General features: G+C 64.7%; 11 protein-coding genes. 4 read left to right on the forward strand and 7 right to left on the reverse strand.

Annotated elements, in window-relative coordinates:
* Positions 1–54: 54 nt before the first annotated feature.
* The 4 genes from glpC to ACB039_RS08345 all read right to left on the reverse strand — a co-directional run bounded on the left by glpC (position 55) and on the right by ACB039_RS08345 (position 4,959).
* Positions 55–1,257, reverse strand: coding sequence for an anaerobic glycerol-3-phosphate dehydrogenase subunit GlpC (gene glpC, locus ACB039_RS08330; protein ID WP_371165482.1), 1,203 nt, complete (start codon positions 1,255–1,257; stop codon positions 55–57).
* Positions 1,258–1,360: 103 nt separating this feature from the next.
* Positions 1,361–2,638, reverse strand: coding sequence for a glycerol-3-phosphate dehydrogenase subunit GlpB (gene glpB, locus ACB039_RS08335; RefSeq protein ID WP_371165483.1), 1,278 nt, complete (start codon positions 2,636–2,638; stop codon positions 1,361–1,363).
* The gene (gene glpA / locus ACB039_RS08340) at positions 2,628–4,310 is read right to left on the reverse strand and encodes an anaerobic glycerol-3-phosphate dehydrogenase subunit A (RefSeq protein ID WP_371165484.1); all 1,683 of its coding nucleotides are present in this window, start codon (positions 4,308–4,310) and stop codon (positions 2,628–2,630) included. The genes glpB and glpA overlap by 11 nt, the downstream gene beginning before the upstream one ends.
* Before the next feature lie 193 nt (positions 4,311–4,503).
* Positions 4,504–4,959, reverse strand: a complete 456-nt coding sequence (locus ACB039_RS08345) for a YchJ family protein (protein ID WP_371165485.1) — start codon at positions 4,957–4,959, stop codon at positions 4,504–4,506.
* 129 nt (positions 4,960–5,088) lie between these two features.
* On the opposite strand from ACB039_RS08345, the gene ACB039_RS08350 reads away from it, so the two are divergent.
* The 4 genes from ACB039_RS08350 to ACB039_RS08365 all read left to right on the forward strand — a co-directional run bounded on the left by ACB039_RS08350 (position 5,089) and on the right by ACB039_RS08365 (position 10,318).
* A complete protein-coding gene (locus ACB039_RS08350; protein WP_371165486.1) occupies positions 5,089–6,756 on the forward strand; it encodes a methyl-accepting chemotaxis protein in 1,668 nt (555 codons plus the stop codon).
* A 104-nt stretch (positions 6,757–6,860) separates the two neighbouring features.
* The gene (locus ACB039_RS08355) at positions 6,861–8,072 is read left to right on the forward strand and encodes an ROK family transcriptional regulator (protein ID WP_171273764.1); all 1,212 of its coding nucleotides are present in this window, start codon (positions 6,861–6,863) and stop codon (positions 8,070–8,072) included.
* Positions 8,069–9,652: a sensor histidine kinase gene (locus tag ACB039_RS08360; RefSeq protein WP_171273765.1), complete on the forward strand. Its 1,584-nt coding sequence runs from the start codon at positions 8,069–8,071 to the stop codon at positions 9,650–9,652. The genes ACB039_RS08355 and ACB039_RS08360 overlap by 4 nt, the downstream gene beginning before the upstream one ends.
* Positions 9,653–10,318, forward strand: coding sequence for a response regulator (locus ACB039_RS08365; protein WP_171273766.1), 666 nt, complete (start codon positions 9,653–9,655; stop codon positions 10,316–10,318).
* A gap of 60 nt (positions 10,319–10,378) precedes the next feature.
* Here ACB039_RS08365 and ACB039_RS08370 read toward each other — a convergent pair whose 3' ends face one another.
* From ACB039_RS08370 to ACB039_RS08380, 3 genes are read right to left on the reverse strand one after another with little or no spacing between them, the layout of a single operon-like run.
* On the reverse strand, positions 10,379–11,911 hold the full coding sequence (locus tag ACB039_RS08370) for a tripartite tricarboxylate transporter permease (protein ID WP_182788731.1): 1,533 nt from the start codon (positions 11,909–11,911) through the stop codon (positions 10,379–10,381).
* A 9-nt stretch (positions 11,912–11,920) separates the two neighbouring features.
* A complete protein-coding gene (locus tag ACB039_RS08375; protein WP_182788733.1) occupies positions 11,921–12,382 on the reverse strand; it encodes a tripartite tricarboxylate transporter TctB family protein in 462 nt (153 codons plus the stop codon).
* A 42-nt stretch (positions 12,383–12,424) separates the two neighbouring features.
* Positions 12,425–13,390 (reverse strand): tripartite tricarboxylate transporter substrate binding protein, encoded by a 966-nt coding sequence (locus ACB039_RS08380; RefSeq protein ID WP_182788734.1) that lies wholly within the window; start codon positions 13,388–13,390, stop codon positions 12,425–12,427.
* Between the last annotated feature and the right edge of the window lie 168 nt (positions 13,391–13,558).

Genomic DNA, 13,558 nt, shown 5'->3' on the forward strand with positions numbered 1-13,558 from the left:
TTACCTATCGACCCCTTTGCCGAGCGGGCCATCCGGCCTGGCATTGCAAGGGGATCAGGCCAGGGCTTGGGCCAGCAGATGGATCGGGTGTTCACAGGGGAACGGCGTACTCATCTCGATCTGCCACTTGCAGGTCTCGCAGTCGGTGATGACCAGATCGGGCTTGAGCCGGTTTATCTGATCAAAGAGCCCCTCGCCGATGGCCTGGCTGGTCTGGTAGTTCTCCGACTTGAAGCCATAGGTGCCGGCGATGCCGCAGCACTGGGAGTCCAGCACCGTCACCTTGACCCCGGGAATGGCGCGCAGCAGCTCGAGGGTATAGATGACGCCCCCCATCTTCTCCATGTGGCAGGGGGTGTGGTAGGCGATGTGCAGATTGAGTGGCTTCATCGCCGGCTTGTTGCCCTGGTAAAACTCGTTCCACAGGAAGCGGGTCACCAGCGAGATGCGATCGCGCACCTTGTGGTTGTCCTGCTCCAGCAGGTGGGGATATTCGTCGCGCAGGGTAAAGCCGCAGGTGGAGGAGGTGGCCAGCAGCGGCATCTCGTTGCCGAGCAGGGTGTTCTCCAGCTGCTGGATGTTGAAGGCCGCCTGCTGCTTGGCCTTGTCCATGAAGCCGTTGGCAATCAGCGGCACGCCGCAGCACTTCTCCCGCTCCAGCAGTTGCATGCCGATGTTCATGGCGTTGAGCACCTGCATCAGCTCCTTGCCGAGCTGCGGGTGGTTGTAGTTGACGTAACAGCCGTGGAAATAGGCTATCTGACGTTCGAAGCGGGCCTGACTGGCTTTCTGTTTCTTGTACCAGCCGCGGAAGGTGCCTTGCGAATACTTGGGCAGATCGCGGTGGGAGGAGACCCCCAGCGCCTTGTCCAGCACCAGCTTCATCGGCTTGAGGCCGGTGGTGAAGTTGACCACGGGCGCCATCAGGGTGGACATGCTGCCCATCAGATCGGTGTGGGAGAGCACGAACTCGCGTACTCCCGGTTTGAAGCCGCCGTACTGGTGCTTGGCCCGGGCTATGATGTCGCCGATGCGCACCCCGCTCGGGCAGGCAACTTCGCAGCGCTTGCAGTTGGTGCAGTACTTGAGGGCGCTGTCAAAGAGCTCGGGGCTCTTGATGCGCAGCCGTTCCCCATCCGGGCCCGCCTGCTTGGGGCCTGGGTAGGCGGGGTTGGCCTTGGCCACCGGGCAGTAGGCGGTACAGACAGTGCATTTGATGCACTGATCGAAGGTTTGGTTGGCATGATCCAGTAGCATGATTTACTCCTCCCGGGCCGGATGAAAAGCGCAAGGGACGCGGCAATGGGATTGTCGAACGGGCAGTTGGCTGCCCGCAGTCAGGAAGTGGAGGGGAGGCATCTCAGCCCTCCGCCAGAATATGGCCGGCGGCCTGCCAGCCGGTGGCGACGGCGACCCCGGAGCCCGAGCCCTCTTTGACGGGATCGTAGTGGGCCAGCACGCTGCCGGCGCCATAGAGGTTGGCGAGGGGGGTGCCGCCGCGCAGCACCCGCAGCTGGTCGTCGGTCTTGACCCCGAAGCCCATGAAGGGGTGGTGATCGAACAGGCGGCGACCGGCCCAGGTGTCACGCTCGGGGAGGCTCAAGACGTCGGCGTCGAAGATGGGCTCGCGAATGCCCCCGAGGCGGGACTCCAGCCCGCGGCTGAAGAAGCTGCCGGAGGCGAGCACGAAGTGGTTCGCCTCGAACAGCTGATCGTCACCATTCTGGCTGTGTACGCCTACCACCCTGTCGCCCTCGTAGCGGGCGCCCAGCACCCGCTCGCTGGTGAGGAAGGTGCCGCCGAGGGCCAGGAAGCGGCGCTTGAGGGCCTCCTGCATCCGCATCCCGATGAGGGACGGCGGCATGGTGGCCACCTCCTTGATGGTGCAGCCGGTGCGCTGCTCAAGCTCCGCCAGACGGGGGCCGACCAACCCCAGGGACAGGCAGGCGGGCAGTACGATATGGCGGCAGCCCGGCTCGCCGCACTCCTGCATCATGCGGCCTATCTCGCGGGCCAGATCCGTCAGCAGGTCCTGCTTGTCGTGCTGCTGTTTGTCAAACAGGCGGGCGATGTCCGCAGAGCGAAACTCGTGGGGATTGTGGCTGAACGCGGCGAGCTGGGGCAGGCGAATTTCACCAGTCAGGATACGGCTGTGGGCGAAGCGCGAGTGGGTCGCCAGATTGGCCGCCGCCAGCGCGGGGTGAAAGTCACGAAAACCCTCGAGCGTCGCCAGCAGCAGGACGTCCGGTGCGGGCGCCTCAGTGACGCAGGCGCAGGTCTCGGGGGAGAGCCAGGTGGATTTCAGGGTGCCTATGGGGGTCAGGCGCTGGTGGTTGCGCTCCTGGCGAAACAGGGGCAAGCCCTGCAGGGCGCAGTGGCGCTGCAGATCCGCGAGGCTCGCCTCTATGCTGGCAAGACCCACCTTGTTGTAGGGATGATCGGGGTGCTCGGCCATAAAGGCGGGCAGGGCGGCGCGAGGGTCGCCTTCGCTCTCCAGCAGATCCACCGAGCCGGAGGAGAAGTGCAGGGCGCTCTGGCCCGAGGCCATCAGCAGCGTCTTCTGACCCGCCTCGGCCAGACGCAGCGCCGCCGAGAGGCCCGCCATGCCGCCACCTATCACGATACTGTCAAATTTCATGGCTGCACTCCTTGGTGGGGTTGGCTGCGGTGCTGGCATCGAGCGGGAAGGGCGGCTCGGCCACCAGGTGGGGGGCCGTCCACTCGCCAAGGCCGAACAGCCCTTCGTAGATCCAGTAGGTAAATTCCGCTTCGCGCAGGGCATCGCCCCAGAGCACCGGACGGGTGCCCTTGTAGCGCTCCTCCAGGAACTGGCGCAGCATGACGCAAGCCTGACGACCGTCGGCCTTGCCGTACTCCTGCATCAGGCCGGCGGCGCGATAGGCGCACAGCTCTCCCTGACAGGGGCCCATGCCCAGACGGGTGCGGCGGCGTAGATCCACCAGGTTGTCCACGTCGAGCTCCCGCAGGGCGTATTCAATCTCGCCGGCGGTGACCATCTCGCACTCGCAGATGAGAGCGTTGGCCTTGGGATTGTCGCGGAAAAAGGCGATGACCCGCTCGCCGTGGCGGTACTGGGCCGAGCCTTCGACCGGCACAGAGAGGCCGGGGGCGGAGACCTTTTCCGGATCCCGCGAGCCGGGCAGGCTCAGTTCGGCGGTGCGGCAGGGCCTGTTGTTGCCGAGTTTGTTGGCGACGAGATCCGTGGCCCACTCCGCCATCAGGCGGTAGGTCATCAGCTTGCCGCCGGTGATGGTGTTGAAGCCCTTGAGGCCATCACGCTCGGCATGATCCAGCAGCACTATGCCGCGACTGATGTTGCGGCCGCTCTCGTCGCCATCCACCGCCACCAGGGGGCGTACCCCGGCATAGGCCCTCAGCAAGCGGGTGCGGGCCATGATGGGGGCCAGTTTTATCCCCTCGCGCAGCAACACCTCGACCTCTTCGGGGTCGACGGTGAGCTGATCAATCTTGTGGTAGTCGATGCGACTCGAGGTGGTGCCGATGAGGGAGATGGTGTCGCCAGGCACCAGGATGTCAGCATCCGCCGGTTTTCGTGCGCGGTTGAGCACCAGCTGGTTGATGCGGTAATCCATGATGAGCAATGAGCCCTTGGCCGGGAACATGCGGATGCCGAGATCGGCATATTCGCAAATTTGCTGGCCCCAGATGCCGGCGGCGTTGATCACCTCCTGGCACTCCACCTCGAACGTCTCGCCGGTGCGGGTGTTGATGGCCTTGACCCCGTGTACCCTATCCTGAGTACGCAACAGCCCCAGCACCTTGCTGTGGGTGAAGATGCGCGCGCCATGTTCCTTCGCGTCCAGCACGTTTGCGGCGGCGAGACGGAAGGGATCGACCGTGCCATCCGGCACATGAATAGCGCCTATCATCGCCGGGTTGGCGTTGGGTTCGAGGCGCAGCGCCTCGCGGGGATCCAGCTGGCGGGTGTCGATACCCGCCAGAGCGCAGGCTTCCATGAAGGTGCCTTGGAAATTGATGTCATCTTCCGGCAGGGTGACGAAGAGACCGCCGGTCGCCTCCACGCAGTGGCTGGCGATCCGCTTGAGAATGCGGTTCTCCTGAATGCATTCGCGGGCGGACTCCGGATCCGTCACCGCGTAGCGTGCCCCCGAATGGAGCAGGCCGTGGTTGCGCCCCGTGGTGCCTGCAGCGATGTCGTCCCGCTCCAGCAGGATGCAGTCGATGCCGCGCAGCGCGCAGTCGCGCATGATGCCGGCCCCGGTGGCGCCACCCCCTATGATGACGACTTCTGTGGTGATTCTTTTCATTCTTGCCCGTCTCATCTCTTCCAGATGAGGCCAGTGTGGCGCCTGTCTGGTGGAAAATGTTTGATATGGGCCAAGTTAATGTTCGCAAACGCTCACCAAAGGGGGCGTTAATGAGCAAATCGTGATTGTTGTCACACTCCAGCAACAGCAGAGGGGGCCACCGGGCCCCCTCTGTCGACACGAGTCACGGCGCTCAGCCGCAGCACTTCTTGAACTTCTTGCCGCTGCCACAGGGACAGGGGTCGTTGCGACCGACCCGCAGCGGCGCCGGATCTTGTTCCCCATCGGTGTAGACCCAGCGCCCCTGGTGGCGCATGAAGCGGGAGCGCTCATGCAGGCAGTGACGTTCTTCGCCCTCCAGAAACCAGGCCTTGAATTCCACCATGCCAGCTTCATCCGTAGAGCCACCCTGGGCGGCGATGATCTCGAGTCCGTCCCATTGGGTGTCGGTCTGGGAGAGTTCATCAGCGGTCAGTCCGTTCAGATAGTCCGGGTGCCAGCTGTGGACCAGGTACTCCCCCAAGCCCAGCACGAAGGCGCTGTAGCGGGAGCGCATCAGCTGCTCGGTGGTAGTGGCGGCCTGGCCGGCGTGAAGCGCGCCGCAGCATTGGGCGAGGGAAAGAGAGGAACCGCAAGGACATTGGCTCATGGGTCAGTTCATCGGGTCGATAATAGAAGGTGGCGGGATTGTAGCGAAAGCGGCCCCCCCTCGGCCAGCATCCCATGCCGATGCAGCAGGAACGGAACATCAAGAATAAACAGCAGAAAGGATTACACAATGACACTAAAGCAGAAGATCCTGTTACTGGGGGCTATCCCCGTGCTGCTGATGGCCCTGGTGGTCAACCTCAGCAACTACCTGGTGGCCAGGAGCGATCTGGAGTCCGAGCTGGTGGTGGCGAGGGACAAGGCGGTCAAGGAGCGCAAGGCCCTGCTCAGCAGCTACCTGATGCTCGCCAAGACCGCCATCGAGAAAGAGTATGCTGCGCCGGACAGCCCGGATGCGCGTGCCCGGGTGAAGGAGCTGCTGCGCCCCTTGCGTTATGGCAGTGACGGCTACTTCTTCGTCTACGACTTCCAGGGCAATACCCTGCTGCTGCCCACTCGCCCCGAGGTGGAGGGCAAGAATCGCTGGCAGGACAAGGATACCAAGGGCACCTTCCTCATTCAGGAGATCGTCAAGGCGGCCCGCGAGGGGGATGGCTACTCGGAGTACTGGACCAACAAGCCCTCCATCGGGCGGGATGCGCCCAAGCTCTCCTTCAACCTGGTGCTGGACAAATACCAGTGGGTGGTGGGCACCGGCTTCTACATCGATGATATCGACACCGAGCTGGCGGCCCTGCGCAGCGAGCGCGAGGAGAACATGCACGGCTCCTTGCAGAGCAGCGTGCTGCTCATTCTGGTGATCCTGGGGGTGACCCTGGCAGTGACAGTGGTGCTCGGCAACCGGGTCACCCGGCCGCTGGCGGATGCGGTCGCGGCCCTCAATGACATCGCCGACGGGGAGGGGGATCTGACCCGACGCCTCAAGGTGCAGAGCGAGGACGAGGTGGGCCAGCTGGCCAGCGCCTTCAACCGCTTCGTGGAGCGGATCCAGTCGGTGGTGAGCCAGGTCGGGGAGACCAGCCATCAGCTGCTGGGGGCAGTGGATCGCCTGCACAGCTTAAGCGAGCACGCCGACCGGCAGATGCAGGGCCATGGCCGGGAGACGGATCAGGTGGTCACCGCCGTGACCGAGATGAGCTCCACCGTCCAGGAAGTGGCGGCCAGCGCCTCCAACGCGGCCACGGCCACCAGCGACGCGGCGCGGGAATCCGATGCCGCTCGCGAGGTGGTGGGCAGCGCCATCGGCAGCATCAACCGGCTGGTGGAGGAGGTGCACACCGCCTCCGGCGTCATCGAGCAGCTGGCCCAGGAGACTGGCAAGATAGGATCCGTGGTGGAGGTGATTCGCGGCATCGCCGACCAGACCAACCTGCTGGCCCTGAATGCGGCCATCGAGGCGGCCCGGGCCGGTGAGCAGGGGCGCGGCTTTGCGGTGGTGGCGGACGAGGTGCGATCCCTGGCCGGTCGCACCCAGCAGAGCACCAAGGAGATCAACGAGATGCTGCAACGGCTGCAGGGGGGCGTGCGCCAGGCGGTGGAGGTGATGCAGGCGAGCGAATCGCGCAGCCAGGAGACGGTGCAGGAGGCGAGCCACATCGCCAGCTCTCTCGACAGCATGGTGATGGCGGTCAGCACCATCAACGACATGAACATCCAGATAGCGACCGCCGCCGAGGAGCAGCACGCGGTCTCCGAGGAGATCAACAAGAACCTGGTGGCCATCCAGCAGATCGTCAGCGAGCTGACCGAGGCCGCCGGGGAGTCCAACACCACCACCCGCGCCCTGGCTGGCACGGGTGACAAATTGCGTCAACTGGTCTCCCGCTTCCGTTACTAGTCACATTTTTGCCGTCTGGACGTCATGTCCGGACGGCAAATTTGGGGATCGGCGCAGAATGTGGGAAAATCGCGCCATTCGTTCCTTTCGTTAGCCCCTACCCTATGAATGAGATCGTGAAAGGCAGTATCGATTTGATCCGTCAGCTCAACTACGGCCTGGTCTACGCCAGTCTGGAGGAGCACAAGGAACTGTCCCGTACCGATCTGTCCCGTTTGACCGGCCTCTCACCGGCCAGCATCACCAAGATCACCCGTGAACTGCTCGATGGCGGCCTGGTGGTGACCTGTGGCGAGAGCTCGGTGGGGCGTGGCCGTCGTCAGACTTTGCTGCGCATCAACGAGCGCCGCTTCCAGTTTCTCTCCATGCGCCTTGGCCGCGGCTACGTGGACATGGCCCTGTTCGATCTCGCCGGTCACTCCCTGGCGCGCCATCGTCACCTGTTCAGCGAGTCGGAGCGCGATGACCTGCTGGCCAGCCTGGTGCGGGCCATCGAAGGCTTCCTGCCGAAGAAGGCGCTGCGCCTCGCCTGCATCGCCCTCTGCCTGCCCGGGCAGGTGGAGCGCCACTCCGGCATGGTCAAGCACTTCCCCTTCTATGATCTGCGCAACTGGCCCCTCGGCCCCACCCTGCAGCAGGCGTTCGAGGTGCCTGTGCTGGTGAGCGGCGACGTGCGCACCTGGATCCAGGCCGAGCGGGAGTGGGGCGCCGCCAGGAACTGCGCCGATGCGGTGCTGGTGTTCGTCCACAACGACATAGGGGTGGGCATGGTGGTCAACGGCCAGCTCATCGAGAGCGAGTCGGCCCTGCTCGGGGATCTCAGCCACCTGCAGCTCGAACCCTATGGCCAGCGCTGCTACTGCGGTGGCTTCGGCTGCGCCTGCACCCTGGTCACCAACCAGGCCCTGGAGGCCCAGTATCGGGACCTGCGCGAGCGGATGCAGGAGCACGATCTGCCGGCGAGCGTCAACATCCGCGAGCTGTGCGAGCTGGCGCTGGCGGGCAACAGCCTCTGTCAGGATATCCTGCACCAGGCGGCGGGCCGGCTCTCCCGGGTGCTGGCCAACCTCATCTGCCTGCTCAACCCGGGCAAGCTGCTGCTGGGGGGGGAGATCACCCGGGCCGATCGGCTGCTGTTCCCCATGCTGCACCAGTCCCTGGCGAGCCAGCTGCCGGCGGAGTACCTGGTGCGCCTGCAGATCGAGTCCACCCATTTTTACGAAGATCCCACCAAGCCCACCTCGGTGCAGGTGCACAAGGCGCTGCGGGACGGCAGCCTGCTGCTCGATCTGTTGCGAGGTGACAGGGAGGCATGAGGCTCGGGTTGCAAGGACGCATCCTGCTCATGCTCTGCCTGGTCAGCCTGCTGCAACTGGTGCTGCTGAGCGGGGCCAGCTACTACTATGTCGCCGAGCAGCGCTACCGGGAGGTGGGGGATCAGGCCCTGGACGTGGCCCGGTTGGTGGCCCGAGAGCCCGGCGTCATCGCCGGGGTGAAGCGGGCCGATACCGCGCGGCTCAATGTGCTGGTGGAGCGGATGCGCGCCGAGGTCGGCGCCAGCTACATCGTCATCGGTGATGGCGAGGCGCGCCGCCTGGTGCACCCCAATGCGGACAGGATAGGTAAACCCATGATGGGGGATGATCCCGGGCGCGCTCTGCAAGGGGAGTTCTACATCTCTCGCGCCCAGGGCTCCCTCGGGGTCTCGGTGCGCGGCAAGGGGCCCATCCGGGATGAGATGGGCAGGGTCATCGGTGTGGTCTCGGTCGGTTATCTGGTGCGGGACATAGAGGCAGACCTGCAGGGTTTCCTGCGCTTCGGCCTCGCCATGACCCTGCTCATCGTGCTGCTCAACAGCGCCGCCGCAGCCTGGCTGGCCAAGCGCTACAAGCGGGCCCTGCTGGGGTTTGAGCCCGAGCAGATAGGGCGCCTCTATGCGGAACTCGACTGCACCCTGCGCACCGTGCGCGAGGGGATCCTTACCATAGACGAGCAGGGTAGGCTCACCTCCCTCAATCCCAACGGCATCCGGCTGCTGCGCCTCGATGAGCGGGCCGCGCAGGCCGCCATCGGCCAGCCCGTCGGTCAACTGCTGCCGGGCAGCCGCATGCTCTCCATCTTGCAAGAACAGAGCCCCCAGTTTGACGAGGAGATAGTGCTCAACGGCCAGTCTCTCATCGTCAACCGGCTGCCGCTGGTGCGCGAGGGCAAGCTGATCGGCGCCGTGTCGAGCTTTCGGCGCAAGGACGAGCTGGCCGAGCTCAGCGCCCAGCTCTCCCAGGTGCAGGCCTACAGCGATCTGCTGCGGGTGCAGACCCACGAACACAACAACCAGCTCGGCACCATCGCCGGTCTCATCGAGCTGGGGGCCACCCGGGAGGCGCTCGCCTTCATCGGCCGGGAGGCGGCCACCGAGCAGACCCTGCTGAGCTTTTTGATGGGAGCCATCGCCAAGCCCAAGGTGGCGGGCCTGCTGCTTGGCAAGTACCACAGGGCCCACGAGCTAGGACTGGTGCTGGAGGTGGACCCGAATTCCCGCCTGTACGACATCCCCGCCCGGGTCAGCGGCTCCCAGCTGGTGACCCTGCTTGGCAACCTCATCGACAACGCCTTCGAGGCGACCCGCCGCCATGGCGCCCCCTATCAGCCGATCCGGGTCTCTTTGAGCGATCTCGGCCAGGATCTCATCTTGGAGGTGGAGGACGGGGCCGGTGGGGTGGATCCCGCTTTGGCGGACACCTTGTTCGAGCGCGGGGTGAGCAGCAAGGCCGAACCCGGCCACGGCATAGGCCTCGCCCTGGTGCGCAAGACCCTGGATGCCCTGCAGGGGACCATCACCATCGAAGCCACGGCGCAGGGGAGTTGCGTCGTCTGTTACATTCCCAAGGAGGTGTGAGTGATCAAGATCCTGATCGTCGAGGATGATCCGGCCATTGCCGAGATCCACCGGCGCTTCGTGCAACGGCTGGCGGGGTTCGAGGTGCTGGGGGTGGCGCTCACCCTGTTCGATGCGAGAGAGCAGATAGCCATCCTCAAGCCGGATCTGGTGCTGCTGGACGTGTGGCTGCCGGACGGGGAGGGTTTCTCCCTGCTGCGGGAGCTGCGCCAGTGCGGGGCCCATCTCGACGTCATCCTGCTCACCGCCGCCCGTGAGGCCGCGGCCCTGCAGGAGGCGATGCGCCTCGGGGTGGTGGATTTCATCTTGAAACCCGTGGTGTTCGAGCGACTGCGCGACACCCTCGACAAATACTGCCAGAGCCGCGCCGCCCTAGCGGCTCTGGCTGACATCGATCAGCAGGCGGTGGATGCGCTCTTTGGCACCCCGCTGCAACAGGTGGCGGCGGGCGGCCTGCCCAAGGGAATAGACGCCCTCACCCTGCAACGGGTGCTGGCGGCCCTGAGCCTGCAGGGGGCCAGCGCCGAGGAGATAGGCAGCCGGGTCGGGGTGAGTCGCACCACGGCGCGCCGCTATCTGGAGTTTCTGGTGGGCCAGCAGCTTGCGAGCCCCGAGCTCGAATACGGCACCGTCGGGCGGCCGGAGCGGCGCTACCGCCAGCGTTGAGTGGCCGGTTCCAACCCAAAAAAAGAGCGCCCTTTGGCGCTCTTTGTGTGATGGCTGGGATCAGGTCGGGTCGGATTGCAGGGTCGCCACCGGCGTGCGACGGGCCTGCCACCACTGCCAGAGCGGCAGCAACAGCATCACCAGGGTGACCAGGGTGAAGCCCAGTGTGATGGGGCGCTCCCACAGGAAGCTCAGGGAGCCGTCGTTGATCACCAGGGCCCGGCGCAGGTTGTCCTCCAGCATGCCCCCCAGGATGAAGCCGAGCAGCATGGGGGCCATGGGGAAGTCCAGCAGGCGCAGCCCTATGGCCACCAGAGCCACCAGCACCATCACATAGATGTCCATGGTGTTGAAGGAGACCAGATAGACCCCGATGAGCGAAAACAGCAGCACCATGGGGATGAGCACAGGGTGTGGCACCTGCAGTACCTTGGCCAGGTAGGGAATGAGCGGCAGGTTGAGGATCAAGAGCACCACGTTGCCCAGATACATGGAGATGATCACCGACCAGAACACATCCGGGTGTTCCATGAAGAGGCGCGGGCCGGGCTGGATGCCATAGGCGATGAGCGCCCCCAGCATCAGGGCCGTGGTACCTGAGCCCGGGATCCCCAGGGTCAGCAACGGCACGAAGGCCCCGCTGGAGGCGGCGTTGTTGGCCGCTTCCGGCGCGGCTATGCCGGTCAGGCTGCCCTTGCCAAACTCGTCCCGTTTACCCTTGCGGGCGAAGTTGCGCTCGGCCCCATAGGCCATGAAGGAGGCGATGGTGGCACCGGCCCCCGGCAGCACGCCGATGAGGAAACCCAGCACAGAGGAGCGGGCGATGGGGGGCGCTATTTCCTTCACCTCGTCCCGGCTCAGCTTGAGTGAGCCGAGCTGTTGCATCTTGCTCGCCTCCTCCTTGCTGGTGTCCTTGCCCGGGCGCAGCACCGTCATCAGGATCTCCGCGAGGGCGAAGGTGGCCATGGCCAGCAGCAGGAAGGAGAAGCCATCGCGCAAGTCCGGCAGACCGAAGGTGAATCTGTCCACCCCGACGCTGCGATCGATGCCGACGGTGGAGATCATGATGCCAAACAGCGCCATGATCAGCGCCTTGAGCACCTGCCCCTTGCCGGCGAAGGCCGCCACCGCGGAGAGCCCGAGCACCATGAGGGCGAAGTAGTCCGCCGACTGGAAGGCGAGGGAGACTTTGGCGAGCAGCGGCGCCGCTACCATCAGGAAGATGGCCGACAGGGTGCCGCCGACGAAGGAGGCATAGGCGGCGATGGCCAGTGCCTTGCCTGCATACCCCTTGCAGGCCAGCGGATAGCCGTCGATGGCGGTGATCATGCTGGCGGAGCAGCCCGGGGTGTTGATCAGGATGGAGGCGGTGGAGCCGCCGAACATGGAGCCGTAATAGACCCCGGCCATCAGGATGATGCCGGAGGCCGGATCCAGCCCGTAGGTGATGGGGATCATCAGGGCGATGGCGGTGACCGGCCCCAGCCCTGGCAGCATGCCGATGAAGGTGCCGACGAAGCAGCCGACCACCACCATGAAGAGGTTGATGGGCATCATGGCGGTGCCGAGCCCTTGCAGGATTCCGTCTAACATGGGTTCTCCTTATCCCAGCAACTGGGTGAACAGCCGACCCGGCTCGAGGTAGACATTGAGCCCCTTGGTGAGCAGGGCCCAGAAAATGAGGGTGAAAGGGATGCTCACCTTGCAGGCAAAGGCGAGGCTCTGTTCGCCCATCAGCAGGATGCCGCCGATGAGGAACAAGATGGTGGCGACGAGGAAGCCGAGCCAGCCGAGGGCGAGGCCGTAGACCAGCATCAGCCCCAACAGGGCGAATACCAGCCGCCAGTTGCCGGACTCCTTGCCCAGTGGTTCTCCCCCCGGTGAGCAGATCAGCAACAGGGAGAGCAGGACCCCGGCTCCGGCCAGGGCATAGGGCAGGGTGCTGGCGGTAAAGGGTTCATATTCGTCCCCCGGGTAGCCGGGGATCTGGGTGGCGTGATAGCCGTAGGCGAGGGAGAGCAGCAAAAACAGCAGCCCCCCGAACCTTTCCTTGGTCAGTCGCATGATGACTCCGATGGGCGGGCCGAACCCGCCACAGGCTGAGGGTTACTTGATGAAGCCGAGCTCGCGCATCAGGCCGCCAATTTGTTGCTCCTGGCTGTTGAGAAAAGCCGTGAACTCGGGGCCGGATTGATACTGGTTGATCCAGCTATTGCGCGCCCGCACCGCTTCCCACTCCGGTTTGTCGTACATCTGCTTGAGCAGGGCGGCGAACTCGGCGGATTTCTCCGGGCTGATGCCGGGGGAGGCGAAGTATCCGCGCCAGTTGGCAAACACGGTGGGGTTGCCCTGCTCGGAGAAGGTGGGTACCTGGCTGGCATCCGGCATCCGCTCGGGGGCGGTGACGCCGAGGATCCGCATCTGACCGGACTTGACCGCCTCCATCGCCTCGCCAAAGCCGGTGGAGAGCACCTGGGTTTCCCCCGCCAGTACCGCCGCCATGGCGCTGCCACCGGCGTCATAGGCCACGTAGCGCAGCTTGCCGGCATCGGCCCCCGCATTCTTGAAGGTCATGGCGGCCACCAGGTGATCCAGACTGCCACGGGCGGAGCCGCCGGCAATCTTCACCTTGGCGGGGTTCGCCTCATAGGCGGCCAGCAACTGGGCCCAGTTCTGATAGGGGGAGTCCAGCGGTACCGCCAGCGCCTGATAGTCGGCGATGATGGCGGCCACCGGGGTGAGATCCCGGAAGGATTGCGGCAGTTCCTTGGAGAGGGATTTGACGATGATGGGGGTGGAGTTGACCATCAGGGTCTCGTCGGACTGGGCCGAGGTTTCGATCAGATGGGCGATGGCCTTGGCACCGCCACCGGCCGAGATGTTCTGGTAAGAGGCGGTGGTGATGAGGCCGGACTTGGTCAGTGCCTCGCCGGTGCCACGGGCCGTGTTGTCCCAGCCGCCGCCGGCGCCACCCGGGATCAGGAAGTGGACTTCGTCTATCTTGGCCTGGACGCCGAGGCTGGCGCCCAGCAGGCAGCAGAGCAGAGTGTGCTTGAAGGTTCCTTGCAACATGATGTTCTCCTTGTGATTGTTGCAAAGAGGTTAATGAATGGTGTGTGGTTGGAAAACAATCTGGCCGTAATGGCTATTAAGGCTGTTGTGCCCATTCTGTTCATTGTGGTCATGGGGAGAGAGGGAACCCGCCGCCAAGAGGGAGGGGGGCTGAACTAGAAACGGGGC

Source organism: Aeromonas sp. S2(2024), assembly GCF_041402505.1.
Classification (GTDB): Bacteria; Pseudomonadota; Gammaproteobacteria; order Enterobacterales; family Aeromonadaceae; genus Aeromonas; species Aeromonas media.